Annotated in this window: 21 protein-coding genes; 6 read left to right on the top strand and 15 right to left on the bottom strand. The window is 62.1% G+C overall.

Annotated features, from left to right (window positions below; genetic code table 11):
• Positions 1 to 3: 3 nt before the first annotated feature.
• Positions 4 to 1,245 (bottom strand): multidrug efflux RND transporter periplasmic adaptor subunit MexE, encoded by a 1,242-nt coding sequence (gene mexE, locus NIBR502773_RS00640; protein ID WP_065927800.1) that lies wholly within the window; start codon positions 1,243 to 1,245, stop codon positions 4 to 6.
• 257 nt (positions 1,246 to 1,502) lie between these two features.
• Between mexE and NIBR502773_RS00635 the strand changes: the two genes are divergently transcribed.
• Positions 1,503 to 3,200, top strand: coding sequence for a hypothetical protein (locus NIBR502773_RS00635; protein WP_141155063.1), 1,698 nt, complete (start codon positions 1,503 to 1,505; stop codon positions 3,198 to 3,200).
• Positions 3,201 to 3,275: 75 nt separating this feature from the next.
• On the opposite strand, the gene NIBR502773_RS00630 is transcribed toward NIBR502773_RS00635, so the two are convergent.
• From NIBR502773_RS00630 to NIBR502773_RS00610, 5 genes are all read right to left on the bottom strand, one after another.
• Positions 3,276 to 5,486, bottom strand: a complete 2,211-nt coding sequence (locus tag NIBR502773_RS00630; RefSeq protein WP_141155062.1) for a GMC family oxidoreductase — start codon at positions 5,484 to 5,486, stop codon at positions 3,276 to 3,278.
• Positions 5,483 to 5,995, bottom strand: a complete 513-nt coding sequence (locus NIBR502773_RS00625; protein WP_141155061.1) for a sorbitol dehydrogenase — start codon at positions 5,993 to 5,995, stop codon at positions 5,483 to 5,485. The genes NIBR502773_RS00630 and NIBR502773_RS00625 overlap by 4 nt, the downstream gene beginning before the upstream one ends.
• Positions 5,992 to 7,359, bottom strand: a complete 1,368-nt coding sequence (locus tag NIBR502773_RS00620) for a cytochrome C (RefSeq protein WP_141155060.1) — start codon at positions 7,357 to 7,359, stop codon at positions 5,992 to 5,994. Before NIBR502773_RS00620 ends, NIBR502773_RS00625 begins: the two co-directional genes overlap by 4 nt.
• A gap of 156 nt (positions 7,360 to 7,515) precedes the next feature.
• Positions 7,516 to 8,031 carry a sterol desaturase family protein gene (locus tag NIBR502773_RS00615; RefSeq protein ID WP_115486122.1) on the bottom strand — a complete coding sequence of 172 codons (516 nt, stop codon included), beginning with the start codon at positions 8,029 to 8,031 and terminating at the stop codon, positions 7,516 to 7,518.
• A gap of 119 nt (positions 8,032 to 8,150) precedes the next feature.
• Entirely contained in the window at positions 8,151 to 9,065 is a 915-nt protein-coding gene (locus tag NIBR502773_RS00610; RefSeq protein ID WP_115486121.1) for a LysR substrate-binding domain-containing protein, read from the bottom strand.
• Between the two features lie 105 nt (positions 9,066 to 9,170).
• Between NIBR502773_RS00610 and NIBR502773_RS00605 the strand changes: the two genes are divergently transcribed.
• Entirely contained in the window at positions 9,171 to 9,983 is an 813-nt protein-coding gene (locus NIBR502773_RS00605) for a phytanoyl-CoA dioxygenase family protein (RefSeq protein WP_027605662.1), read from the top strand.
• Between the two features lie 79 nt (positions 9,984 to 10,062).
• Positions 10,063 to 11,031, top strand: a complete 969-nt coding sequence (locus NIBR502773_RS00600; RefSeq protein ID WP_115486119.1) for an ABC transporter substrate-binding protein — start codon at positions 10,063 to 10,065, stop codon at positions 11,029 to 11,031.
• Between the two features lie 113 nt (positions 11,032 to 11,144).
• On the opposite strand, the gene NIBR502773_RS00595 is transcribed toward NIBR502773_RS00600, so the two are convergent.
• The 5 genes from NIBR502773_RS00595 to glnH are packed head-to-tail and all read right to left on the bottom strand — an operon-like array spanning position 11,145 to position 15,311.
• The gene (locus NIBR502773_RS00595; protein ID WP_027605664.1) at positions 11,145 to 12,050 is read right to left on the bottom strand and encodes a MurR/RpiR family transcriptional regulator; all 906 of its coding nucleotides are present in this window, start codon (positions 12,048 to 12,050) and stop codon (positions 11,145 to 11,147) included.
• Positions 12,051 to 12,090: 40 nt separating this feature from the next.
• Entirely contained in the window at positions 12,091 to 13,152 is a 1,062-nt protein-coding gene (locus NIBR502773_RS00590) for a C45 family peptidase (protein WP_141155059.1), read from the bottom strand.
• Positions 13,153 to 13,161: 9 nt separating this feature from the next.
• Positions 13,162 to 13,884, bottom strand: coding sequence for a glutamine ABC transporter ATP-binding protein GlnQ (glnQ, locus tag NIBR502773_RS00585; protein WP_027605666.1), 723 nt, complete (start codon positions 13,882 to 13,884; stop codon positions 13,162 to 13,164).
• Positions 13,881 to 14,537 carry a glutamine ABC transporter permease GlnP gene (glnP, locus tag NIBR502773_RS00580; protein WP_054987504.1) on the bottom strand — a complete coding sequence of 219 codons (657 nt, stop codon included), beginning with the start codon at positions 14,535 to 14,537 and terminating at the stop codon, positions 13,881 to 13,883. Before glnP ends, glnQ begins: the two co-directional genes overlap by 4 nt.
• Before the next feature lie 30 nt (positions 14,538 to 14,567).
• Positions 14,568 to 15,311, bottom strand: a complete 744-nt coding sequence (glnH, locus tag NIBR502773_RS00575; protein WP_115486117.1) for a glutamine ABC transporter substrate-binding protein GlnH — start codon at positions 15,309 to 15,311, stop codon at positions 14,568 to 14,570.
• Between the two features lie 360 nt (positions 15,312 to 15,671).
• On the opposite strand from glnH, the gene NIBR502773_RS00570 reads away from it, so the two are divergent.
• On the top strand, positions 15,672 to 17,000 hold the full coding sequence (locus tag NIBR502773_RS00570; protein WP_141155058.1) for an aspartate aminotransferase family protein: 1,329 nt from the start codon (positions 15,672 to 15,674) through the stop codon (positions 16,998 to 17,000).
• An 11-nt stretch (positions 17,001 to 17,011) separates the two neighbouring features.
• Positions 17,012 to 17,575, top strand: a complete 564-nt coding sequence (locus tag NIBR502773_RS00565; protein ID WP_115486115.1) for a carboxymuconolactone decarboxylase family protein — start codon at positions 17,012 to 17,014, stop codon at positions 17,573 to 17,575.
• Positions 17,576 to 17,593: 18 nt separating this feature from the next.
• On the opposite strand, the gene NIBR502773_RS00560 is transcribed toward NIBR502773_RS00565, so the two are convergent.
• Genes NIBR502773_RS00560 through NIBR502773_RS00545 form a run of 4 tightly spaced genes read right to left on the bottom strand, consistent with a single transcriptional unit; the run spans position 17,594 to position 22,254 of the window.
• Positions 17,594 to 18,103: a response regulator gene (locus NIBR502773_RS00560; protein ID WP_027605671.1), complete on the bottom strand. Its 510-nt coding sequence runs from the start codon at positions 18,101 to 18,103 to the stop codon at positions 17,594 to 17,596.
• Positions 18,100 to 20,415 (bottom strand): ATP-binding protein, encoded by a 2,316-nt coding sequence (locus NIBR502773_RS00555; protein ID WP_141155057.1) that lies wholly within the window; start codon positions 20,413 to 20,415, stop codon positions 18,100 to 18,102. Before NIBR502773_RS00555 ends, NIBR502773_RS00560 begins: the two co-directional genes overlap by 4 nt.
• Before the next feature lie 10 nt (positions 20,416 to 20,425).
• Positions 20,426 to 21,079, bottom strand: a complete 654-nt coding sequence (locus tag NIBR502773_RS00550; RefSeq protein ID WP_027605673.1) for a response regulator transcription factor — start codon at positions 21,077 to 21,079, stop codon at positions 20,426 to 20,428.
• On the bottom strand, positions 21,076 to 22,254 hold the full coding sequence (locus NIBR502773_RS00545; protein WP_141155056.1) for a sensor histidine kinase: 1,179 nt from the start codon (positions 22,252 to 22,254) through the stop codon (positions 21,076 to 21,078). Before NIBR502773_RS00545 ends, NIBR502773_RS00550 begins: the two co-directional genes overlap by 4 nt.
• A gap of 167 nt (positions 22,255 to 22,421) precedes the next feature.
• Between NIBR502773_RS00545 and NIBR502773_RS00540 the strand changes: the two genes are divergently transcribed.
• Positions 22,422 to 22,940, top strand: coding sequence for an SgcJ/EcaC family oxidoreductase (locus NIBR502773_RS00540; protein ID WP_141155055.1), 519 nt, complete (start codon positions 22,422 to 22,424; stop codon positions 22,938 to 22,940).
• Positions 22,941 to 23,409: the final 469 nt, after the last annotated feature.

Genomic DNA, 23,409 nt, shown 5'->3' with positions numbered 1-23,409 from the left:
CCCTTAACCGCGTGGAGACGCAACGGCTGCGAGCTTGGGCGCGGTTTTTTCCGGCGCCACTTGCTCCAGGTTGCTGGCTTCAAGCGCTTGTCGTTGTTGGGCCAAGGCGGCGAGGGTTTCCTTGCTGGCCATCGGAATGGTTTCCGGGGCGACCGGCGAGCCGGGGCGCGCGCGTTGCAGGCCCTTGACGATAATGGTGTCGTCCTTGTTCAGGCCGCTGCGCACGATGCGCAGGCCTTCGATCTTCGGCCCCAGTTCCACCGCGCGATACGCCGGCTTGTCGCCTTCCATCACCAGCACGAACTTTTTGCCCAGGTCGGTGCCGACGGCCTCGTCGTTGATCAGCACGGCGGAGTAGGTGCCGCTGCCGACCAGCTTCAGGCGTGCATACAGGCCAGGGGTGTATTCGCCCTTGCTGTTATCGAACACGGCGCGCCCACGGATGGTGCCGGTGGCCGGGTTGACCTGGTTGTCGACGAAGTTCATCTGGCCCAGGTGCGGGTTGCCGGTTTCATTCGACAGGCCCAGGTACACCGGGGTGGTCGCACCACGGCGGCCTTGGCGAGCCAGCTCGGTGTACTTGAGGTACACACGTTCATCGGCGTCGAAGTAGGCGTAGACCTTGTCGGTGGAGACCACGCTGGTCAGCGCGGTAACGTCGGCGGTCACCAGGTTGCCGGCGGTGATTTCCGCACGGCTGACGCGGCCGCTGATCGGCGAAGTCACGCGGGTGAAGCTCAGGTTCAGCTTGGCCAGGTCCAACTGCGCCTGGATCCCGGCGACGGCGGCGCGGGCTTCCTGGGCGGCGGTGGTGCGCGAGTCGGCCAGTTCGGCGGAAATCGCATTGCTCTGGCGCAGGCGTTCGCCGCGCTGGGCTTCGTTGTCGCTGCGGGTGGCGGCGGCTTTGGTTTGAGCCAGTTGGGCTTCCAGGCGGCGCACTTCGGCCTGGAACGGACGCGGGTCGATCTGGAACAGCAGGTCGCCTTTCTTGACCAAAGCGCCTTCGGTGAAAGCGACTTGGTCAATCTGGCCAGAGACCCGTGGACGAATCTGTACGGTTTCGGGTGCTTCCAGGCGACCGGTGAATTCATCCCACTCGTTGACCGGCTGCTCAAGCACCTTGGCCACGCTGACTTTTGCCGGTGGCATGGCGGCCGCTTGTTCCGGGGTCTTGCCGCACGCGCTCATCACCACCACGGCCAGGATCGCCAGGGGGAAGCGCAAATGTTTGAGTGACTGTTCCATGAGGTGCATCCGCCAATGTATTTGAGATGGGCGGATCATGCGCGGCGAGGCGGTATGTCACGAATCGAATGAAGCAAAGGTAACTATCATTCGGAATGATATAAGCGCGAGATTAGCCCTCTAGCATGGGGCTTTCGTTAGGGGGCTATCAATGGGCGTGATGACAAAGGACTGTTGCACAGCGTGCAAGCAACGTCGATTTCGGCAGCCGTATGGTTACTATGACGCACGCCGTTATTTCGACCAGGAAGTCATTCATGACCATGCTCCAACCGTCGCTGCGTAAGAATCTCAGGATACAGAGCGACACCTTTTCGCTTTCGCTCAGCCAGACCCTCACAACCTTGTCCGAGCGAATCACCCAAGCTCAAGCGACAGTCACCTACATCAACGGCCTGAGTACCCGCAGCGCCGAAAGGGAACGCCTCGAAGCCCTGGCACCGACCCTGGCGCGCGTGCAGAAGTGCCTGCAGAGGTTCAAACAGCAGAAAAACAAAGGGTACGGGCTCGGTTGGCTGCTCAACCCTTTGGATACGCGTCAGGCGTCCCGTGAACTCAAGGCCGCCCGGCTCAAGCATGAGCAGGCTGTGTTGGCGTTCGATGAGCCAACCGTCACTGCGAAGCGCGCCAGTGACATCGACCAGCACAACCGCGACGTCGCCGCCCAGCGCGAGGAACAGCTCAGACTCAAGGCGCTACTGGAGAAGCTGATTAAAGCCCAGCGTCAGTTGAATGACTTCAAGTTGGCGGCGACGAAGGCTTTGGCCGCCGCAAGCGGGGACGGATGGCTGGCTCCTGATTTCGCCATTACCTTCGCCCGCGTCATAGACTTTGTGCGCAAGGCAGATATGCCACAGGCCCATCACTATCTGGCACAACTGGTATTTCAAAAAACACCGGATAAGGCAGCCTATGGCGCGTTGCGCACACGGGCCGAAGCTATTCGAAAACGCGCCAATCGGGATCACTTCGGCGTCGCGGTGACGGGCGGCTTTCCCAACATTGTTGCGGCTTGCGCCAGCCTGGCGGCGGCCAACATGCACAGCGGCCCAGCCAGTGAGCTGCTGCAATGTCGTCAAACCGCCGATCAGTGGCAACTGTTGAGCCAATTGGCAACGTCACCCACTCACCTGTCCAACGATGTGCTCTGGGCGATCTACTGGGCGATGTTTCAGTGCGAACAGGAAATGGCCAGGTTCCTGAACAGCGCGGCGGCTATTGAAGATCTTTTAAATGGTCGGTTCAGTGCCTATGTCGAACACTGGCTCACTGGCTGGGCATCCAAACAGATCCCGCAGTTCGGCTACCCCATGTCCCAGTCTTTCCTCGGCACGTTACAACTGGCGGGTACCCCCGAAGAAAGCCGCTTGGGTGCCGATCTTGGCGTAATCATTTCATTGAATATTGGTGGTCTGGTCTGTCGCAAAGCCGTGCTTTTGCAAGCCAAGCGGGCAAAGGACTGGGTTGCCGATGTCGGCAGTAGAAAAGGCCAGTTACCCAAGCTCTCCACGTTGCAGCGGGGAGGGTATTACCTGTTCTATCACGAGTCGGCGAACCTGCAATTGGCCTGCGCTGTTCCAACGGTCAGCTCTGCCCAAGCGTTGGAGCAGTTGTTGCTCACGGCGGGTAAAAAGCCGGATGGCACTTACCTGCCCGTGGACGTGCGCGAGACGGGGTGGGATTGGGCGAGCTTTATCAGTTTTGGTCTATGTGACGCCCATTCGGACATCGGTGAACCGTTCGAAACCATTGATGAGGCGCTGCAGATTCTGGGCAGTGGCGAGACCGGTGAGCTTCCCCTGCGCCTGTTCATGATCGCTATCGAAGATGAGGAGTACGTTCATGAGCTTGCGCAGCGCGTGCGTGAGCACTATGTGGACCTGCACATGCCGCTGACTAAGAAAGAAAGGAAACAGATGGGTGGGGACGAACTAGAGCACCATCACGGTATGTGAAATGCCGAGGACCTGCCTGGCATTCGCTTTAGAGCACCAGGGCTGCGAGCCAGCTGCACTCGCAGCCCCTGGTTTTTACACGGTACCGAACCCCACCTGTACCGTCAGCGCCCCCTGGTTATCCCCCAAGCCAATGCCATAACGCCCCTCCAGATCATCGTTGATACACAGCTGCAATTCCCCGGTCTGCCCCGCCGGAATCTCCGCCAGGTCACCCACCAGAAACGGTGTCCCGCTGCTGCTCACCCGGCCAATCAGCGCCCCCTCATTGGCGCCCGGCAAGGTGTAGCCCGCCTTGGCGATCAGCCCGGGGCTGCCGTTGCCATCGACCAGGCCGCCCACCGGGCTGGCCAGCCACTTGCCGCTGACATACCGCACCAGGCGCGGGCTCGGGCCGCTGATCTGCACGCCGGTGCCTTGCCATGGCTGGTTGGCTTGCACCTGTACCGTCGCGGCCTTGAGCTCGTTGCACAGGGTGTCGCCGGCCTGGATCGACAGCGCGGCGATGGTCAGGCTCGGGTTGGAGGTGCCGGTGGTGGGGAACACGCCATCACCCACCAGGAACAGGTTGTTGTGGTCCCAACTGCGTTGGCTCTTGTCCACCACCGAGGTCTTGGGGTCGTCCCCCATGCGGTAGGTGCCCATCAAATGCCCGGCCCCCTGGAACGAATAGGATTGCCCTTGGTAGATGAACACCCCGGGCGGGATGTCGGCAGTCAGTTCGGTAGCCCCAAGCAGTTCGGTGATGACATGGCTGGCCAGGATCCGCGCCTGTTTGAAGCCTTCCTTGGTGTAGTCGGACAGGTCGTAATGGATTTCCGGGCGCGGGATGCCCAGGCGGTCCTTGTATTGGGCGGAGGGCACGATATAGCAGTTGGCGTTATTGGGATCTTCCTCCACTTGCTCCACCAGGAAACCTATCCGAAATTGCCGGGTAAGCAGGTTGTTCAGCTGTTGCACCAGCGCCGTGCCGAACAGCACCTGGGGCGCGCCCGTGCCGTTTGGCAGCGGGTTGGTGTGGCTGACGTTGGTGCCATCGATCAGGTCGGCGACGGTGGTGTAGGGGTCGCCGATCGGCCAGTTGAAGCCCTCGTTGCCGATTTCGATCCGCCAGGCCGCGCGCTGGCTGCGGAAGGCGCCGTCGCGCAGGCTTTCGATACCGGAGGTGGACACCGGGCCGCGATACGGGAACACCGTCTTGCCCTCGGGCATCAGGCCCCAGGCCAGGTAGATCGGGTGGTCCGCCAGGCTGCGCCCGACCTGGCCGCTGCTGTTGGCCACGCCGTTGGGCCAGGCGCTGCTGGTGGAGTTGAGCAGCAACTTGGGCGTCTCGATGGCATGGGCGGCAATCACATAACGTTGCCCCACGGCCACGCCGGTGCCGGTCGGTGGCCCATCGCCGAGCTGATACTGGATGAACTCGATACCGCTGATGCTGTTGTCCGCCGCCACGGTGACCTTGCTCGCCACGGTCTTGTACAGCACCCGCACATTGCCGGTGTTGAGGGCGTAGTTCATGGTCACCGTGGCATCGTACTTGGCCTGGATCGGGCAGATCGGCGTGCAGTTGGTGTTGCCTGCGCACACCCGTCGCCCGGCATACGGCTGGGAGTTGCGCCCGGCCGGCGTCGGGCTGACCACCAGGGGCAGGCCCTCGAACGACTGGCCCTGCACCGCGCTGACGAAGCTGCCATCGACCAGCGACAGCGGGATGCTGGTCATCGGGTATTCATAGTTGGCCGGGAAGGTAATGCCCAGGTACGCCTGGTCGGCCACGTTCGCCGCCACACCGATTTCCGCCTCGGCACGGCAATACGCGCTTTGCAGGTCGTTGTAGCTGATCGGCCAGTCCACCCCTACGCCGTACAGCGTCTTCATCTTGAAGTCATTCGGCAACATACGCAGGCAGGTGGCGACCCAATGCCAGGTAGTGCCGCCGCCCACGCGCTCATAGGTACTGGTGAACGGCAGCGGGCCTTTTTGTACCAGGTAGCTGATGTCGGGGTTGTTCCAGCCGTTGATCAGGTCGGCGATGGTCGCGCGCGGTGCGTTCTGTTCGGCGGGGTTGCGCGCCGGGCTCAGGGTGCTCACCGGCGGGTAGGGTGATTCGGGGGTCTTCAACGTCGCGGTATAGAAACGCTCCAGGTACTGGTTACGATTGGGCGGGATCTCCGGCCCCGATTCCAGCACCAGCACTTGCACCCCGGCCAGGCCCAATTGATAGGCAATCAGGCTGCCCGCAAGGCCCGCACCGACAATCACCACATCTGCTTGTTCGCTACTCATGACGATGCTCCTGGCTGCGTGCTGGCGGTAACCCCGGTGAAGTCTTGCAGGCTGGGCGGCGGGCTGTTCCAGTAGCCGAAGAAGAACTCGCTGTAGCCCATGGGGTGGGCCTGGGCAATACTCCACGCCCAGCTCTGGGTGTAGGCCTCGTCACTCACCACGGTTTGCTCGCCGAGCGGGAACGCACCCTGGGTATACGGCTGGTACCACACGCCCAGCAGCCAGAGCTTCATGAGCGCGCGTGCCACCTGGGCGGTTTGCGTGGGGGCTGGCTGGCCGTTCTGCATCAGGATCGCGGTACCGATTTGCTGCGGTGTCGCCTGCTCGGCCGCCAGCGCGGCGTACTGGGCCAGCAGGGCGCTGAGCACGCTTTGCCCGACACGCGGGCCGATGAAGTTGAGAAAGGTGCTGGGCAGGCCGATGGGGTCCACCGAGGGCGCCAGCAGTTCCTGGTCGATGCCGGTGAGCACCACGCTCAGGCCAGTGAAATTGTCCAGGTCGGTACTCATGGCTGACTCCTTGTCGCACCGGTGGATTGGGCGCGCTCGAGCAGGTAGGTGAAGTCCGCGAAGCTGGTGCGCGGCGACTGGGTCACTTGGGTGGCGGCATTGCCGTGACAGGCGATGCAACTGGACGACGCCTGGGGCACGGTGCCCTGGATATAGGTCTCCAGCGTGGCATTGGCGAGGAACGACGGCGCCGGGTTGCCCAGCGGCCGGGTTGCGGAGATCTGGCACGGCGGCTGGCCGCTGAGCGTCGGCCACTGGGTGCTGATCAGCTGATAGTTGGCCCATACGCTGTTGGGATTCACCGTGCGCAGCAGGGTCTGGTAGGCGGTGTTGAGGGCCTTGGTTTCATCCGTCAACGGTATCTCGCGCACGATCTGCGAGGGCGTGGCCTTCACCGCCGGGTTCCATGGCCGGGGCGGCGGCTGGTTGACCGCGGCCTGGCTGCTGGCGTTATAGAACAGGTACGGACCTTTGCGCTCGGCGGGCGGCGTGGTCTTTTCCGGCACATTGTCGACGTGCTCGAAGGTCGACCACACCCACTGCGGCGCGCTGGTGGTCTTGTGCACGATATGCAGGCCCACCAGCCCGACCGGTTCGGCCACGCAGGACTCGGCCACCACCGGCCCCTTGCTCGGGTCGCTGTTACCCGGCGTATACACCAGGGCATCGACACTATGGAAGCTGGCGGGATTGTCGTTGCCGTCCAACACCTTCCACGAGGCCTTGACCATCAGCGAACCCACCTCACTGGTGCTCGGGTTACCGCAACTGAACGCCACCGCATTGGTCGGGCTGGCGGCAAAAAACGCCTGTTGGCCCTGGATGCTGTAGAGGCCGTTGTTGACGATGCCGTCGAACATGGCTTGGTTGACCACGATTTCATTGCGCGTGTACACGCCGCTCTGGTCCACCAGGGGGCCGCTTTCAAACGGCTGGATAAACTCGTCGAGCACATCCGGAACCTTGCCCATCTGTTGCAGCAAGCGCCCGGAGCCCTTGCCTTCACAGGCTTTCGGCACGCTGGCGGGCGCATGAAAAGGCAGCGGCTTCTGCCCTTGGGCCAGGAATATCTGATAGCTCTCCTTATAGCTTTCCCACACGGTGGCCGCGTCCTGCTGGCCGATCTGTACAGCACTATTGGGTTGACCCGTGTCCAGGGCCGGCCAGTTCAGCGCGATGAACGTCTGCCACGACATTTCATCGAAGTTGGCTTGCAGGCTGTCGAGAGAGAAGGGCGGGGTCGCCGTGACATCGAAGGGTATTTGTGTAGACAACGTGGGGGCCGCGACGACCAGGGGGCTCAGCAACGCGCCAAACAGCGCACAGCCGAACCCGGGCCGGGGGCGATGGGTTTCCATTCTCATCGGTATCTCCTAGGCATCAGGCGCCGAGAGACAGTGGGTCCGTCATGGACTCTTCAATGCGCCTCCTGGCACGGGCTAGAGCCTAGATAAGGTTGGCGGCGCAGGTGTATGGGCGGCTAGATTTGTTCGTAATAAAAACAATCGCCATGAGGCGGTTCAGGCGCGCCCTGTTCGAATGTAAGTGCGAAACACATGGTCCCACAGCGGCGAAGACACACCGAAGTTCTTCTCGATGCCTTTGCGATGGTGCAGGTCGTGATTGGCCACCAATCCCGGAATAAAGGCGTAGGCCCAATGCTGCGGGCGGTGCATCACGTAGTGCAGCGAGATGTAGACGAAATAGCCCGTCACCGCGCCGATAAACGCCGAGGTGAGGCCGGTGGACCAGGCGAGCAGCAACAGCACGGCGAAGGTCGAACTGGTTTTCCAGCTGGACACGCCGATGTAGGCCAGCACGTCGAGATGGTGGGTCCAATGCTCGCGGCGATACAGCGAGTGGAACAGGAAACGGTGCGCCGAATACTCCACCAAGGTCCAGGCCAGCAAGCCGGCAAGGGCGAGGGTAAGGTCAAATGGCGCGAGGTAAAGGGCAAGGGCGACGAACAGCGGAACGGTAAAAAAGTCGAGGTAATAAGCGACTGACGACATCAGCCATTTATTTGAAGCAGCCATGTGCGGAATATCCCTGTAGTGCGCGATGGATGAATGGAGGCGCGAGTGTCAGCTTTCGCGGCTCTGCACACAACTGGCAGCGTGGGCACCGGTGACAGGATGAGTGTTGCGTCACATCGTCAAAACGTCGCAAACGGTTGTCGCTGTGAGAACCACGCCAACGCGTGCGCCTTGAACGCCTCGGCGGGCGGTGTCAACGGGTAGCGCTGATCGTAGGCCAGCACGATACGTTGCGCAGGCAGCTGCTGTTTGATCGGCCGGCACACCAGCGGCTGGCCGTCGTAGCTGTGGTCGCCGAAGGGGCGGGTGTAGGTGAGCGCCACGCCGAAACCATTGGCGACCAGGCTGCGCTGGAATTCGAAGCTGTGGGTGGGCTGAACGCTGGCGGGCACCATGCCAAAAGCGTTGAACAGGTCGAGGATGTGTTGCCAGCTGTGGATCTGGTCCATCACCACCAGGTTGCAGGCACTGAGCGCGGCCATGTCCACCTGCCTTTCTGCCGCGAGCGGATGATCTGCCGCCAGCAGGGCGTGGGCGGTCAGTTGGCAGAGTTCGACGCGCTCCATGTTGGCCGGCAAGCCCAGGTCGTAGGTCAAGGCCAGTTCCAGGGCCCCTTCGCCGAGCCGCTTGCCCAGGTATTCAAACCCGCCTTCACGCATATCGACCCTGACCCGTGGCGAGGCGTGCTGCAGGCGCTTGAGAATTTGCGGCAAGCAATACGGCGCGAGGTCCGCATAACAGCCCAGCACCAGGTCCCCGGCGAAGTCATCGGCTTGGCTGCCGATGTCCGCGAACGTCCGCGCCTCGGCGAGCACGCGCTTGGCCTGGGCCATGACGGTGCGCCCAAACGGCGTCAATGACACGCCCAGCCCGCGCTGGCGAACGAACAACGGTTGCCCGTAGAGGCCTTCCAGCTCGGTGATCGCCGTGGAGATGGACGGCTGGGAAACATGCAACTCTTCAGCCGCCAGGGTGAGGTTGCCGTGCTTGGCCGCCGCCAGGGCATAGCGCAATTGTCGCAAGGTGAAGTTCATAGGTTTTTCTTGGGTGATATATAAAGACTTATTATTTTATCTTACTTGGTCGTCATGGAATATTGGCCCTGCACAACTTTCATCTTGTTAAGGGAGTACCCGGCCATGACCCACAGCTCATACACCGTTGGCCAAGAAGACATCGACGCCTTCCAGCGCGATGGCGCGGTGTGCCTGCGAGGCATCTTCAGCGATTGGACCGCGCAGATCGCTGCGGGCATCGAACGCAACCTCGCGGAGCCTGGCGTGTACGCAAGCCGCTACATCGAGCAGGGCGGGCAGTCCGGCGGTTTTTTCGACGACTATTGCAACTGGCAACGCATCCCCGAATTTCGCGCGATCATCGAGCAGTCGCCGGCCGCCGCGATTGCCGCGCAGGTGATGCAGTCACGCACGGCACAGTTTTTTCATGACCATGTGCTGGTCAAGGAGCCCGGTACGCAAAAAGCCACGCCTTGGCACCAGGACATCCCGTACTACTTCGTCGACGGCAGCCAGTCCGTGAGTTTCTGGATTCCCGTGGACCCGGTACGCGAGTCAACCCTGCGGCTGCTGCCCGGTTCCCATCGCTGGGATAAAGGCATCCGGCCGGTGCGCTGGGCCGACCAGAGCGACTTCTACCAAGGCGCGGATGACTACCGCGACGCACCGGACCCGGACGCGGAGGAGGGCATGCCGGTGTTGGAATGGGAAATGCAACCGGGTGACGCGGTGCTGTTCGACTTTCGCACGGTGCATGGCGCCCGGGGCAATGGCTCCGCGCAGCGTCGACGGGTACTTTCGTTGCGCTGGGTCGGGGATGATGTGCGCTATCTCGAACGCCCGGGGCGTACGTCCCCACCTTACCCAGGCCACGCCATGCAAACCGGCCAGCGCTTGCGCGAAGACTGGTTTCCAACGATCCATACAGCTGGTTGACCCATAACTTTTAGAGCGTAATTTCGCTGACATCTGCCCATCCCTGATCTGACCCTTTCACTGCATAGGTGCATCAATGATGAAGCTGAATAACAACGTGATGGCATGGCTGCTTTCTTGCGGGCTGTTAGCGGGCAGCGCCACGACCCAGGCTGCCGGATGGTGCGAATCCGGCAAACCGGTGAAGTTCGCCGGCCTGAACTGGGAAAGCGCGATGCTGCTGACCGATGTGCTGCAAACCCTGCTCAAGGATGGCTATGGCTGCGCGGTCGACACCTTGCCAGGTAACTCCATCACCATGGAGAGCGCGCTGGGCAGCAACGACATCCAGGTGCTGGCCGAGGAGTGGATCGGGCGCAGTGAGGTGTGGAACAAGGCGGCGGCCAGCGGCAAGGTGGTGGGCGTCGGCGCCCCCATCGTAGGCGCCACCGAAGGCTGGTACGTGCCGCGTTACCTGGTGGAAGGGGATGCCAGGCGCGGGCTGAAAGCCAAGGCCCCCGAGCTGAAGAAGATTGCCGATCTGGCGCAGTACGCCCAGCTGTTCAAGGACCCGGAAGAACCCGGCAAGGGCCGCTTCTACAACTGCCCGGCGGGCTGGACGTGCGAGCTGGAAAACAGCGAGATGCTCAAGAGCTATGGCCTTGAAGCCAGCTACACCAACTTTCGCCCGGGCACCGGCCCGGCGTTGGATGCGGCGGTATTGTCGAGCTACAAGCGCGGTGAACCGATCCTGTTCTACTACTGGACGCCGACGCCGCTGATGGGGCAGGTCGACCTGGTCAAGCTGGAGGAAAAACCGGGCGTGGACAAGAAGATCAGCATTCAGGTCGGATTGTCCAAAGCGTTCCATGAACAGGCACCGGAGCTGGTGGCGGTGCTGGAAAAGGTCAACCTGCCGATTGACCTGCTCAACCAGAACCTGGCGCGGATGACCAAGGAGCACATCGACTCTCCCAAGCTGGCCAAGCTGTTCTTCCAGCAGCACCCGGAGATCTGGCATGGCTGGGTGAGTGAAGCGGCGGCGAAGAAGATCGAAGCGACGTTGTAGGTCGTTCCAGGGCAAGGATGCCTTGCTTCACGAGTAAAAGAGATTAATCAGCACGTCCGCGGCGATTAACGCCACGGCGAGGATAAACAGTACCCGAAGGCTCATGAGGGCGCTTACAGCGATGCGTTAAGTTCGTCGATCAGCGTCTCTCGGTACTTCAGCGCCGATATCGACAGCTCACCGAGCTTGCTGGCAACCGCGCTTAACAAACCCTGCGCCAGCAACATAAAGGCACACATGCTGTTGCTGAAGAACAAGCTGTGATTGGGGACATAGAAGCTGTGCAAGGCCACCTTCGCCAGTGGCGAGCTGGCAGAGTCGGTCAGTGCGATGACCTTGATCCCATGGCGAGCGGCGACCTCGGCCGTGGCCAGGACGCTGGGTGTGTAGGGAAAACAGCTGGACACCACCAGTACGTCACCCTTGTCCAGTTGTGCGAGGGCATCCGCCACACCTTGGCGACTGGAATCCAGGGCCGCCACATCCGGACGCAACATCCCCAGGCCGTAGGACATGAACAGCGCCAGTGAATTGAACTGGCGCATGCCATGGATCCGAACCCGGCGGGCACTGGCCAGCAGTTCCACCGTCTGTACAAACACATCGGGATCGACCTGCTCGATCATGCTGGCGATGTTGGCGTTTTCCTGGCGGCCCAGGCGCGTCAGCTGATTGAGGATGTCCTTGTCTTCATGATTGATGACCAGCCGTGAGGCCTGATCACTATAGAAATGCTTGCCTTCGGTGATCTCTCGGCGAAACACATCCTGCAATTTGCTGAAACCGCCATAGCCCAGCCGTTGCGCGAGCCGGGACAGGGTCGAGGCGTTGACATCCAGTTGCTGCGCCAGCTCGCTGATCGAACACACTGCCGTGCGTTGGGGGGATTCGATCAGCGCCATCAGCACGCGCCTGGAGCTGCTGCCCAACGCAATATCGACCTCACGCCGCTCGATGGCCGCGAGCAGTTGCTTGAGGCCGTCCAACGTGTCGGGAAGTGCTGCCGGGACTTTATTCATTAACGGTATCCATTATTCAGTGAGCGCCTGCGCTCCACCCTCAACGACCCGAACAAGCGTCAATCAATGAGCGGTGGACCACACCTTCAGCATCAGGCTGGTCAGGGTTCGGTTGCGTATAGACGCGCCACTCTACAGTGTTGGCGCTGATCAGAAAAACACCGGTTGCCAGGGTATTTTCGTTGTCCGAATCATCCGCTGCGCAGCGGTAGACAGGCAGGTCCTGCCCCGAAGTGTCGCGCAGGATACCCAGCGCGACGTCGGCGTCCAGGTCGCCAGGAAGGTGTTGCAGGCGCTGGTCGATACACCGCTGTCGGGCGCCTGAGCTGGCGGTGATGCGCTGTTTCACCTGGCTCAACGACAGCGATACCAGGTGGTTTGAATGCCCCGCCGGCCATTGGATTTCGCTGACATTGCTGCCCTCGGCGCTGGCCTCGACACTGACGACTCGGGCGCTCCCTACCTGGCCGAAGGTGTGGTGAAACGCCCCGGCGCGATCCTTGCGGGTCACCACGGCAATGGCTTCGTCGAGACTGCCGGCGTCGAGGGTCGCGCGCGCCAGGATCTGTCGAGGAATGCCGGCGGGAATGCGCGCCGGACGAATGTTGTTGACGGTCGCCACCAGGCCGCGTTCATTGATCGCCAGCGTGTGCCCGGGCAAGGACCCTGGATAGATAAAGCTGCTGAACGCCAGGCCCGATTCGGGCGTGGCATGCAGGAGCGCGCAATGCCCCTTGAGCTGCGGCAGGCCGTCTTCGTTATGGGCGATCAGCGTACCGGCGCGGGTTGGGCCGAACACTGTCGTGCAGCCATCCACGCTCTGTTCATGTACGTAGTCACCTCGGCAATTCCACATGAACACTTCGTCAAGTGGCAGTTGCAATCCGTCGGCCAGTCCCTCGATTTCCTGCCAGTAACGGGGGAACTCGGTCCGCACCTGTTGACGCATCTGGAACGCCGCGGGGGTTTGAGCCTGCAAGGCCAGGTATTGCCAGAGTGCAAGGGGGCGTAAGTGCCCATGCACGGCGTCCCGACCGAAGACACCCAGCCCGCGACCAATCGCGTAAGCGCTTCCATCAAGATGAATAGAGGGCAGTGTCATGGCATCTCCTCAGGATACGTGTTGCAGGAATTCCCGCAGGCGGGCACTGGGTGGGTTGGCGATCAGTTCAGCGGGGGCACCGTCCTCGGCGATGCGGCCCTTGTCGATGAAGATCAGGCGCGTGGCGACCTTGCGGGCGAAGTCCACTTCGTGGGTGACGATGACCATCGTCATGCCCTCATCCGCCAGTGACTTCATGACGGTCAGCACCTCGTGGCGCAACTCCGGGTCGAGGGCGGAAGTCGGCTCGTCGAACAGCATCAACTTCGGCTTTACTGCCAGCGCCCGGGCGATCGCCACGCGTTGCTGCTGTCCGCCCGACAGCTCGGAAGGGTAGTGATCGGCACGGTCGGCCAGGCCGACTTTGGCCAGGAGTTCGGCGGCGAGTTTCTCCGCCTCCTGGCGGCTGGCGCCGCGCACACGCACCGGGCCGAAAGCGACGTTCTGCAGCGCGGTCATCTGTGGGAACAGATGGAACTGCTGGAACACCATGCCCGCTTCCTGGCGAATCAGGCGTTCGTCGACCTTCGGGTTATTGACCTCCAGGCCATCGACCATCAGTTGGCCGTCGGTGACTTCCTCAAGTTTGTTGATGCAGCGCAGCAGCGTCGACTTTCCCGAGCCCGAAGGACCAATGATCACCACCACTTCGCCGCTGGCGATCTTGAGGTTGATGTCGTGCAACACTTGGGTGCTGCCGAAGTGCTTGGAAACACCTTTGAACTCAATCATAGGATTTTCAGCCTCGATTCCATGCGCCGCAGGACATAGCTCAGCACCAGGGTAATGATCAGATAAATGACGGCGACTGCAGACCAGATCTCCATGGCGCGGAAATTACCGGCGATGACTTCCTGGCCCTGGCGCGTCAGTTCGGCGACGCCGATGACAATGAACAGCGACGTATCCTTGATGCTGACAATCCACTGGTTGCCCAGCGCCGGGATCATGCGTCGAAACGCCAGCGGTGCGATGACGTAGCGCAGCGTGTCGCGCCTGGACAAACCCAGCGCCAACCCCGCTTCGCGAAAACCACGGTGGATCGACAGCACCGCACCACGGGTGATCTCGGCGATGTAGGCCCCGGAGTTGAGCATGATGGTCACCACGGCTGCGGTGAAAGGGTCGATGCGCACCGGCACCATCATGGGCAAGGCAAAGTAGATAAACATCACCTGCACCATGATCGGGGTGCCACGGATCAGTTCAATGAACACAAGCGCAACGCGGCTGCTGAAAAAACCGCCGTAGGCGCGGGCAAAGCCCGCGACCACGCCGATCACGGCACCACCGATCAGACCCAGGATCGAAATCCACAAGGTCAGCTTGGCGCCTTCGAGCAGTACCGGCAGCGCATCCCAAATGGCGCTCCATTGGAAATGCATGCTGAATTCTCTATTGATGAAGGGCGGGAGTTATTTCGGGTCAGTGCCGAACCATTTGCGGTAGATCTGCGCATAGGTACCGTTTTCACGGATCTTTTTCAGCGCGGCGTTGACCGGTTCACGCAGTTCGCTGCCTTTTGGGAAGCCGATGCCGTACTGCTGGGCGAGCATCTGCTGGCCGACCGCTTTTACCTGGCCTTCGCCGGCGGTCTTGATGTAGTACAGGACGTTCGGCGTATCGTGCATGGCGGCATCGACACGGCCAGTGCGCAATTCAAGGTAGGCATTGTCGATATTGGGGAACTGACGCAGGTCGCTGGCCTTCAGGTTGGCCTTGGCATAGTCCGCCGCCGACGTACCGCTTTTCACCGCCAGGGTCTTGCCGGCGATGTCCGCCTCACCTTTGATCGTGTCGTTGTCGCTCTTGACCATCAGGAGAAAGCCGCTGTCGTAGTAGCCGTCGGAAAAATCGATGGCTTGCTTGCGCTCTTCCTTAATGGTGATACCGGCCAACGCCACGTCGACATTGCGGGTTTGCAGGGCAGGGATGATGCCATTGAAATCCATGGGTTTGAGCTGGTAGGTCACGCCCATTTCTTTCGCGATCGCCGCCCACAGGTCGATATCGAACCCCACGTATTCATTGCCCTGCTTGAACTCGAAAGGCACGAATGCCGTATCGGTGGCCACCAGCAATTCCTTGCCGGCAGCGAACGAGCTTGAGGTGGTGACCAGTGCCATTACCGCCAGTGAGGCCTTCAGAAAGTTCTTCATGCGTGTTTTCTCTTCAGGGGGATACAAGCCCCAAGGCAAGCCTGGGACGGTGGGGATAGCGGCAGTTGAATTTTTGAGTGATACATCACGACCCACTCCATTTTTTTATTGTTGGCCCGGCTAGCCACCCGAGAAAGGAGGCGCACGAAACATTTGCTCTTTTGCAAAATATACATGCATTTAATTTGCGTGCAACTATATTTTGCTTGTCGCAATTAAGTTCGATAGGTTTGTTTTATCCAGTAAATGCTGGGATTTTTAGCGGTTAAGTCGGGTTTTCTGATGACGAGTGGCTTGCAAAAATTAATTGCATTTAAAATCCATGCATCTATTATTTGCAAAAATATCGGGAGCGGCACCATGAGCCACGTCTTTCATCGCAGCCTTACACATAGCTACCCAATGGCCGTCCGGGGCGAAGGGCCTTATCTGATCGACAGCGACAACCGTCGCTACCTGGATGCCAGCGGTGGGGCGGCGGTGTCATGCCTGGGCCATAGCGATCCACAGGTGATCGAGGCCGTGCGTCAACAGGTGGGGCAGTTGGCCTACGCACACACTTCGTTCTTCACCACCCAGGTCATGGAAGAACTGGCGGATTTCCTGGTTGCCCGGGCACCCGAAGGCATCGCATCGGTGTACTTCGTCTCGGGCGGGTCCGAAGCGATAGAAGCGGCATTGAAATTGGCCCGCCAGTATTTCATCGAGGTGGGCCAGCCTCAGCGCAAGCACTTGATCGCCCGTCGCCAGAGCTACCACGGCAATACCCTCGGGGCATTGGCCACGGGTGGGAATGAGTGGCGGCGCAAGCAGTTTGAACCGTTGCTGATCGACGTCAGCCATGTCAGTCCCTGCTATGCCTACCGTGAGCAGCAACCCGGCGAAACCCCGGAGGCCATGGGCGTGCGCCTGGCGGCCGAACTGGAGGCGGAGATCCTGCGGCTGGGGGCAGAAAACGTCATGGCGTTTGTGGCCGAGCCCGTCGTAGGGGCGACGCTGGGTGCCGTGGTCGCAGTGCCGGGCTACTTCAAGCGCATTCGCGAGGTGTGCGACCGCTATGGGGTGTTGCTGATCCTTGATGAGGTCATGTGCGGCATGGGCCGTACCGGAACCCTGTTTGCCGCCGAGCAGGAGGGCATCACGGCTGACCTGATCACCATCGCCAAAGGCCTGGGCGCGGGCTACCAGCCGATAGGTGCAACGTTGGTGAGTCAGAGAATCCGTGATGCCATTGCGGCGGGCTCAGGGTTTTTCCAGCATGGTCACACCTATATCGGCCACGCCACCGCCTGCGCGGCCGCACTGGCGGTGCAGAAAGCCATCGAGTCCCGCGGCTTGCTGGACCGGGTCAACCACTTGGGCGCAGGTCTGCGTGAGCGTTTGCTGGCGCAGTTGGGTGAGCATCCGCATGTGGGTGAGATTCGCGGGCGCGGGTTATTCCAGGGCATTGAGTTGGTTGCCGACCGGGCCACCAAGACCCCGTTCGACCCCGCGCTGAAGCTGCACGCCAGACTCAAGCAGTCCGCCATGGCGGCAGGCCTGATGTGCTACCCGATGGGTGGCACGGTGGACGGGCTGCGGGGCGATCATATCCTGCTGGCGCCGCCGTTTATTCTTGAGGACAGCCACTTGGATGAGATCGCCGACAAACTCCTGGGTGCGGTGAACAGCACATTGAAAAGCCTCTGAGGAAATAGCGCATGACGATTCAATCGCGGCTCAGCGAATTGACTGAAACGAGCATGGACGACGCTCAGCGCGCAGTGCTCAAGGACATTCTTGCGGGACCACGCGGGAACCTGGACGGCCCATTCCTGGCGTGGATTCAAAGCCCGGAACTGGCCAATCATGCGCAGCGCCTGGGGGCGTTCTGTCGGTATGGCACTCGGCTCGAACTGCGCCTGACCGAACTTGCGATCCTGTTCACTGCCGCCTGGTGGCAGTCCCAGGCGGAGTGGCAGATTCATGAGCCCATCGCACGTTCGGCGGGGGTGGCTGATGCGGTGATCGAGGCGTTGCGTGAGCGGGCGGTTCCGGTCTTTACGCGTGAGGACGAGCAACTGGTTTTTCGGTTAGGCAAGACGTTGTACGAGACGCGTCGAATCGACGACGCGCTGTATGCGCAGGCGATCCAGGCGTTCGGGGAGCCTGCCGTGGTCGAGCTGGTCGGGGTCTTCGGTTATTACGCCCTGGTGGCGATGACCCTGAATGTGTTTACCGTTCGCCGTGATACCGACACACCGCTTCCCTTTGCCGAACCTTGAACATCGAGCCCGCGGGCGCTAGCAGCGCCGTATCGCGGTTGATGCCGGCGGCGTCTCGACGTTGCCGGGCGTGGCGGTAGCACCGCGCCGCTGCAACAACTCAATCCGGTCCGCCGGCACCAGCGTGCGCAAGGTCTTGTACAGCACCCGGGTTTCCAGCAGGTTCCACACCCGCAGCATGGTTTCCAGCGCGTCCAGGGGTTTACTGATGAAGTCCCGGGCGCCCAGGGCCAGGGCGCGCAGGCGCGTGTCACGGGTGGCGTCGGCAGTGAGTACCAGGATCGGCAGGTATTCGCCCTGGGGAATGCGCCGGTTGAGCTGTTCCAGCACCGCAAAGCCGTCGAACTCCGGCATGTGCAGGTCGAGGATCACCAGGTCCGGCTCGAAGCTGTTGAACAACTCCAAGGTGCGCAGCGGCTGGGTGCTGCTCAGCACGTTGGTCAGCCCTTCGCGCGCCAGCAGTTGCTCCACCAGGTCGAGGTTCGGGCGTTGGTCGTCGATGATCAGGATACGCAGGTCGAGGTTCACGCGGGCTCCGGAAAAGCTTGGTCGAGGTGGGCGAGAAACGCCGGCACGTTGATCGGTTTGTTCAATACCGCGGTGGCGCCTGCCTCCTGCAAGGCCTGGCGGGTAAGGTCGCTGGCGTCGGCGGTGATCATCAGCACTGGTGTGTCGCGGGTGATCGGTGACTGACGCAGGCGTTGCAGCACCTTCAAGCCATTGATGTCCGGCAGCGACACATCCAGCAGAATCAGCTGTGGCGCATGCTGCGCGGCGAGGTCCAGGCCCAGTTGGCCTTGCATGCTCGACAGCAGCCGTATGCCGGGCCGACGTTGCAGCAGGGTTTCGATCAGCGCCAGGCTGGAGAGGTTGTCCTCGATGCACAACACCTTGCCCTCGAAGGTGCTGACGACGGGAGCAGGGCGCTTCAATTCGGTGTCGATGCCGGGCGTGGCGATGCTCTGGGCGTGGGCCACGCGCACGAAGGGCAGTTCCAGGGTGAAGCGCGAGCCGACGCCGGGCTGGCTCTGTACCTTGAGTCGGCCATCCATGTTTTCCAGCAGGCTTTTACTCAGTGCCAGGCCCAGGCCGCTGCCTTCCACATTCGGGTCGGCCCCCAGGCGTTCGAAAGGCTTGAACAGTTGCCCCATATGATCGGCGGCGATGCCGTTGCCGGTATCGCACACGGCCACGCTGATTCGTTGTCCACGGATATCGACCTCAAGGCTCACCTGGCCATCGCGCCGGTTGTATTTGATCGCATTGGACAGCAGGTTCAGCAGCACCTGGGTCAGGCGCTGGCGGTCGGCAACGATGCCCGTATCCGCCGCCAGTGCCGGCAGCGGCCGCAACTGCACGCCCGCGTCGGCGGCCATGGGCGACACCAGCGTCAGCGCCTCTTGCAAGGTGCCCGCCAGCGGGATCGGCACGATATTCAACGCCAGGCTTCCGGCCTCGATCTTGGCGATGTCCAGCACTTCGTTGATCAGCGTGAGCAGGTGCTGGCCGGCGCGCAGGATATGCCCGACGTCGGCTTTTTGTGCCTTGGGTGCGTCCATGTCCAGCAGTTGTGCAAAGCCCAGGATCGAGTTGAGCGGGGTCCGTAGTTCGTGGCTCATGCGCGACAGGAATTGGCTTTTGGCGCGGCTGGCGCGTTCGGCTTCCTCGCGGGCGGTGCGCAGGGCGATCTCCGCCGCGCGGCGGTCGGTGATGTCGCGGGTGATCTTGGAAAAACCGCGCAGGGCGCCGGTGCCGTCGTACTGCGCTGTGATCACCACGCTGGCCCAGAACCGCGTGCCGTCCTTGCGGCAGCGCCAGCCTTCTTCGGTGTAATCGCCGTTGCGGGTGGCCTCGCGTAACGCCATGTCCGGGTGCTGCGGGCATTCCTGGGGCAGGTAGAACAGCGAGAAATGCTGGCCGATGATCTCCTGTTCGGTATAGCCCTTGATCCGCTCGGCGCCGTTGTTCCAGCTGGTGACATGGCCCGCTGTGTCGAGGGCGAAGATCCCGTAGTCCTTGACCCCATCGATGATCAGCCGCAAGCGTTCTTCGTTGTCGCGCAAGGCGCGTTCGCGTTCGGCCAGCAATAACCCGGCCTCCACCAGGCTGGTGCCCAACTGGCCGATTTCGTCTTTTTCCGGTGGTTGTGGCAGCAGCGGCGAGCCCAGGGCCAGGCGCTGGGCGTTGCGCTGCACATTCTGCACCCGGGCGACGATGCCCTTGGACAGAAACAGCACCGCGACAATCGCCCCGAACAACCCGCAGATCGCCGCCAGCCAGGTCGACAGCAACAAGCGTTGGCGGGTCTCGGACGCGGCGGCGCTGCGCTCGGCCAGCAACGACGCCTCAAGGGTAAGCATGGTGCTGATATGTTGGCGCAGGGCGTCGAGGATGTGCTTGTTGCTGATCAGGATGGCACTGATGGACTCCGGTGTGGCGTCGCTGTCCTTGAGCATTTCCTCCAGCCCGTCGACCTTGCCGTCGATCAGCGGCTTGATCGCGCTGAGCTGCTCGCGCACCCGTGGATCGCGTACGTTGCGGTCCAGTCGGCGCAGGGCTGACTCGATCTGGGGCTTGGCGTTCAGGTAGCTGGGCAGGAAGTCTTCGCGGCGGGTGAGCAGGTAACCGCGCACACTGGCGGCGGCTTCCGCGAGCAGGGTATGCACGGCCTGGATATCGCTTTGCACGCGTAAAACCCGGCGCACATCCTCTTCGGCCCGGGCGGTCTGGCGTTCCGTGGTGTAGATCAGCACCAGGGACAGCAACAGCACCACCAGTGGCAGTGAAATCACCACCAGCGCCTTGCCGCGCAGCGGCAGGTCGGCCCAACGCTTTCTCATTTGGGCCGCCTCATGTGGGTGTCACCAGGCCCAAGGCGATGCCCCGCACGGCGGCCTGGGTACGGTCAGCCGCGCCGAGCTTGCCGATCACCCGCTCGACATGGGCCTTGGCCGTGCCGGTGGTAATGCCCAGGTGTTCGCCGATGGCGCGGTTGCTCATGCCGTTGGCGACCAAGCCGAGGACCTGGCGTTCCCGTGGGGTGAGCGGTTCGCCGGGGGCGGCACCGCTGGCCTGGCGTTCGGTCATGCGCCGCAACAGCCGGGCGCTGACCGCCGTGTTGAGCGCCTCGCCACCGGCGGCCACGTGTTGCAGCGCCTGGATCACCTCGGCGCGGCTGGCGTCTTTGAGCAAGTAGCCCACCGCACCGGCATTCATGGCCGCCTCCAGGTACTCGGGGCTGTCGTCCATGGTGAACATCACCACCTTCACCGCCGGCAGGCGTTGTTGCAGCAAGCGTGCGGCGCCCAAGCCATTGAGCCCGGGCATGCGAATGTCGAGGATGACAATGTCCGGCAGCAGTTGCTCACACAGCTCCACCGCTTGCAGGCCATCGCTGGCCTGGCCGACCACCTCGAACTGCGGATGGCCGGCCAGCAGGGAGACGAAACCGGTGCGCGTGACTTCATGGTCGTCCGCCAGCACCAGGCGCAGGACGTGGGTCATTGCGGGACTCCAATCAAGTGCGCAGGCATGCGCGCGTGCAGCCGGGTACCGCCGTCGACGGAGCTGACGCAGGTGAAGCTGCCGCCCAGCAGGCTGGCGCGCTCCTGCATGGTGGCGAGGCCCAGATGCTGGGCGTCATCCGCTGATGGCTCTGCCTTGAAGCCTCGGCCATTGTCGTCCAGCCGCAGGGACGCCTCGTCGTCGTGCAGCGCCAGGGCCAGTTGCACCTGGCTTGCGCGCGCATGCTTGAGCACATTGTTGATGGCTTCCTGGCCGATCCGGAACAAGGCGATTTCCACCTGGCTGGGTAAGCGCGCCTCACAGTGCGCCTGCCACACCACGTTGATGCCGGCGTCACGCAGGCGGTCGGCCTCCTTATCGAGGGCTTTGAACAAGCCGAAATCATCCAGCACCGTGGGACGCAGGCCCGCAATCAGTTGCCGGCCCTCGCCAACCGAGTGTTGGGCCAGGGTAAGAATCGCCTCCAGGTCGGCGGCCAATGCCTCTGGCAGCGGCGGACAGCGCCCGGCAAAGCCTTGCAGCCGCTGGTGCAGGCCCGCCAGGGTTTGCGCCAGGCCATCGTGGAGGTCGTAGGCGACGCGCTTGCGTTCGTCTTCCTGGGCGCGGAGCAAGCGGTTGACCAGGTCGGACAGGGTTTTGTCGCGCAGCTTGAGGGTGCTCAGCAGCCGGTCGTTTTCCAGGTGGGCGGCCAGCAGCGTGGCGAGCAGTTGCAGGGATTCGCTGTCTTCGTGCTCCGGCGCCCGCAGGCTGACGCTATTGCCCAGCACCAGTACACCAAAGGCATCGCCGTCACCGGCGCGCAACGGCACTTGCAAGACGCTGGGCACGTCCTCGGATGGCCGCTCCTGCCAACACGCTGTGCGCAGGCTGCGGTCGGCGAGGGCGGCCAGGCTGCCCAAGCGCGACGGGTTGCCATGGCGGGCGCTGGTATAGGCGATGCCCTCGGCGTCCCACTCCTGCAGCAGCCCGTGGTCCATGGCCAGAAACGCACAGGCCCGCGCGAGCACGCGTTCGCGCATGGCGTCGGGGGCCAGTTGGCGCAACTCCTGGCCGGTATCCACCAACAGGCGCAGGCGCGCCGTACGACTTTGCGATTGGCGAAAGTGCGCGCGCATGGCCAGGGCGCTGCCGGGATCATGGGGCGTGTCATGCATGGGTGATGCTCCATTTTTTGCTGCGGGCGCGAGGGTAGCTATTAAACAGGGGCGGACACCTTGGGCGCTATCTGCCAAATGGCATAGGTAAATACCTCCGGTTGGCCGATGGCGGCCGGCGGGCAGCTTGGCAAAGTGGCCGCAACGACGACCACTGGAGTATCGCCATGAAATTCAAGATTGCCCCGATCGCCCTGATGTTTGCCCTGAGCGTATCGTTTGTTCATGCCGCCGAGACGGCCCCGTATGTCTACCGTGAAGTCGCCCAGGCGCCGGCCAATGTCAAAGACCGCGAGATTGCCGGTTTATTCGACCGCTGGAACAGCGCCCTGCAGACCGGCAACGTGAAATCCGTGGTCGACCTCTACGCGCCGGGCGCTGTGTTGCAGCCGACCGTGTCCAACCAGGTGCGCACGACGCCGGAGCAGATCACCGACTACTTCGACCACTTCCTGGCGCTCAAGCCGGTGGGCCAGATCAACTACCGCGAGATCCGCCAGCTGGGCAGCAACGTGGCCATGGACAGTGGCGTCTACACCTTCACCCTGACCGAGTCGGATGGCAAGGTGCGTCAGGTGCAGGCGCGCTACACCTTCGTCTATGAGCAGGTGGGTGGCCAGTGGAAAATTCTTAACCATCATTCTTCGGCGATGCCTGAAGTCCAGGCCAAGCACGCCAAGCAGTAATGGTTGGAGGGAAAATGCCCATCCCTTGCCGGGGGTGGGCATTTTTTTATTGGGGCGGGGAGATTGTTTGTGACGGCTCGGGATCCGGCGCCTCTCTAACTGATGGCCCGCGACCTAAATGTGGGAGGGCGCTTGTCCCCCCCCGATGGCCATAGGTATCTACATGGACTTTGGGGCTTTTCCAAAGTGACCCGCTGTAAGAGCGGAACCATAGGTGGTCGTTACCGCAGCAACGGATATGTGCTCATTCCAACTCCAGCGCATGGTCGGCCCGAAGGCCGCCACGGAAGCAACCACCCTCACCACTCGGCACCTCGCCCAGGCTCGGTGTACCCGTCACCCGGTGAGTGCAGCAACGCTTTGGCGCCGTCCGGGCCATACCAGGCGTACTCGTAGTAGCGGTTGGTGAGGTTTTTCAGTTGCAGGTCGACGCTGACGACCGAGCGCGGTGTTGGTAGCGCAACAGCGG

Origin of the sequence: Pseudomonas sp. NIBRBAC000502773 (assembly GCF_006517195.1) — a bacterium.
Classification (GTDB): domain Bacteria; phylum Pseudomonadota; class Gammaproteobacteria; order Pseudomonadales; family Pseudomonadaceae; genus Aquipseudomonas; species Aquipseudomonas marginalis.
Note: the sequence above shows the minus strand (reverse complement) of the source record. Positions and strands in the feature narration are given on the sequence as shown.

Excerpts from the sequence above, each read along its gene's own strand:
- mexE (WP_065927800.1), bottom strand. The coding sequence starts at position 1,245 with ATGGAACAGTCACTCAAACATTTGCGCTTCCCCCTGGCGATCCTGGCC.
- NIBR502773_RS00635 (WP_141155063.1), top strand. The coding sequence starts at position 1,503 with ATGACCATGCTCCAACCGTCGCTGCGTAAGAATCTCAGGATACAGAGC.
- NIBR502773_RS00630 (WP_141155062.1), bottom strand. The coding sequence starts at position 5,486 with ATGAGTAGCGAACAAGCAGATGTGGTGATTGTCGGTGCGGGCCTTGCG.
- NIBR502773_RS00625 (WP_141155061.1), bottom strand. The coding sequence starts at position 5,995 with ATGAGTACCGACCTGGACAATTTCACTGGCCTGAGCGTGGTGCTCACC.
- NIBR502773_RS00620 (WP_141155060.1), bottom strand. The coding sequence starts at position 7,359 with ATGAGAATGGAAACCCATCGCCCCCGGCCCGGGTTCGGCTGTGCGCTG.
- NIBR502773_RS00615 (WP_115486122.1), bottom strand. The coding sequence starts at position 8,031 with ATGGCTGCTTCAAATAAATGGCTGATGTCGTCAGTCGCTTATTACCTC.
- NIBR502773_RS00610 (WP_115486121.1), bottom strand. The coding sequence starts at position 9,065 with ATGAACTTCACCTTGCGACAATTGCGCTATGCCCTGGCGGCGGCCAAG.
- NIBR502773_RS00605 (WP_027605662.1), top strand. The coding sequence starts at position 9,171 with ATGACCCACAGCTCATACACCGTTGGCCAAGAAGACATCGACGCCTTC.
- NIBR502773_RS00600 (WP_115486119.1), top strand. The coding sequence starts at position 10,063 with ATGAAGCTGAATAACAACGTGATGGCATGGCTGCTTTCTTGCGGGCTG.
- NIBR502773_RS00595 (WP_027605664.1), bottom strand. The coding sequence starts at position 12,050 with ATGAATAAAGTCCCGGCAGCACTTCCCGACACGTTGGACGGCCTCAAG.
- NIBR502773_RS00590 (WP_141155059.1), bottom strand. The coding sequence starts at position 13,152 with ATGACACTGCCCTCTATTCATCTTGATGGAAGCGCTTACGCGATTGGT.
- glnQ (WP_027605666.1), bottom strand. The coding sequence starts at position 13,884 with ATGATTGAGTTCAAAGGTGTTTCCAAGCACTTCGGCAGCACCCAAGTG.
- glnP (WP_054987504.1), bottom strand. The coding sequence starts at position 14,537 with ATGCATTTCCAATGGAGCGCCATTTGGGATGCGCTGCCGGTACTGCTC.
- glnH (WP_115486117.1), bottom strand. The coding sequence starts at position 15,311 with ATGAAGAACTTTCTGAAGGCCTCACTGGCGGTAATGGCACTGGTCACC.
- NIBR502773_RS00570 (WP_141155058.1), top strand. The coding sequence starts at position 15,672 with ATGAGCCACGTCTTTCATCGCAGCCTTACACATAGCTACCCAATGGCC.
- NIBR502773_RS00565 (WP_115486115.1), top strand. The coding sequence starts at position 17,012 with ATGACGATTCAATCGCGGCTCAGCGAATTGACTGAAACGAGCATGGAC.
- NIBR502773_RS00555 (WP_141155057.1), bottom strand. The coding sequence starts at position 20,415 with ATGAGAAAGCGTTGGGCCGACCTGCCGCTGCGCGGCAAGGCGCTGGTG.
- NIBR502773_RS00550 (WP_027605673.1), bottom strand. The coding sequence starts at position 21,079 with ATGACCCACGTCCTGCGCCTGGTGCTGGCGGACGACCATGAAGTCACG.
- NIBR502773_RS00545 (WP_141155056.1), bottom strand. The coding sequence starts at position 22,254 with ATGCATGACACGCCCCATGATCCCGGCAGCGCCCTGGCCATGCGCGCG.
- NIBR502773_RS00540 (WP_141155055.1), top strand. The coding sequence starts at position 22,422 with ATGAAATTCAAGATTGCCCCGATCGCCCTGATGTTTGCCCTGAGCGTA.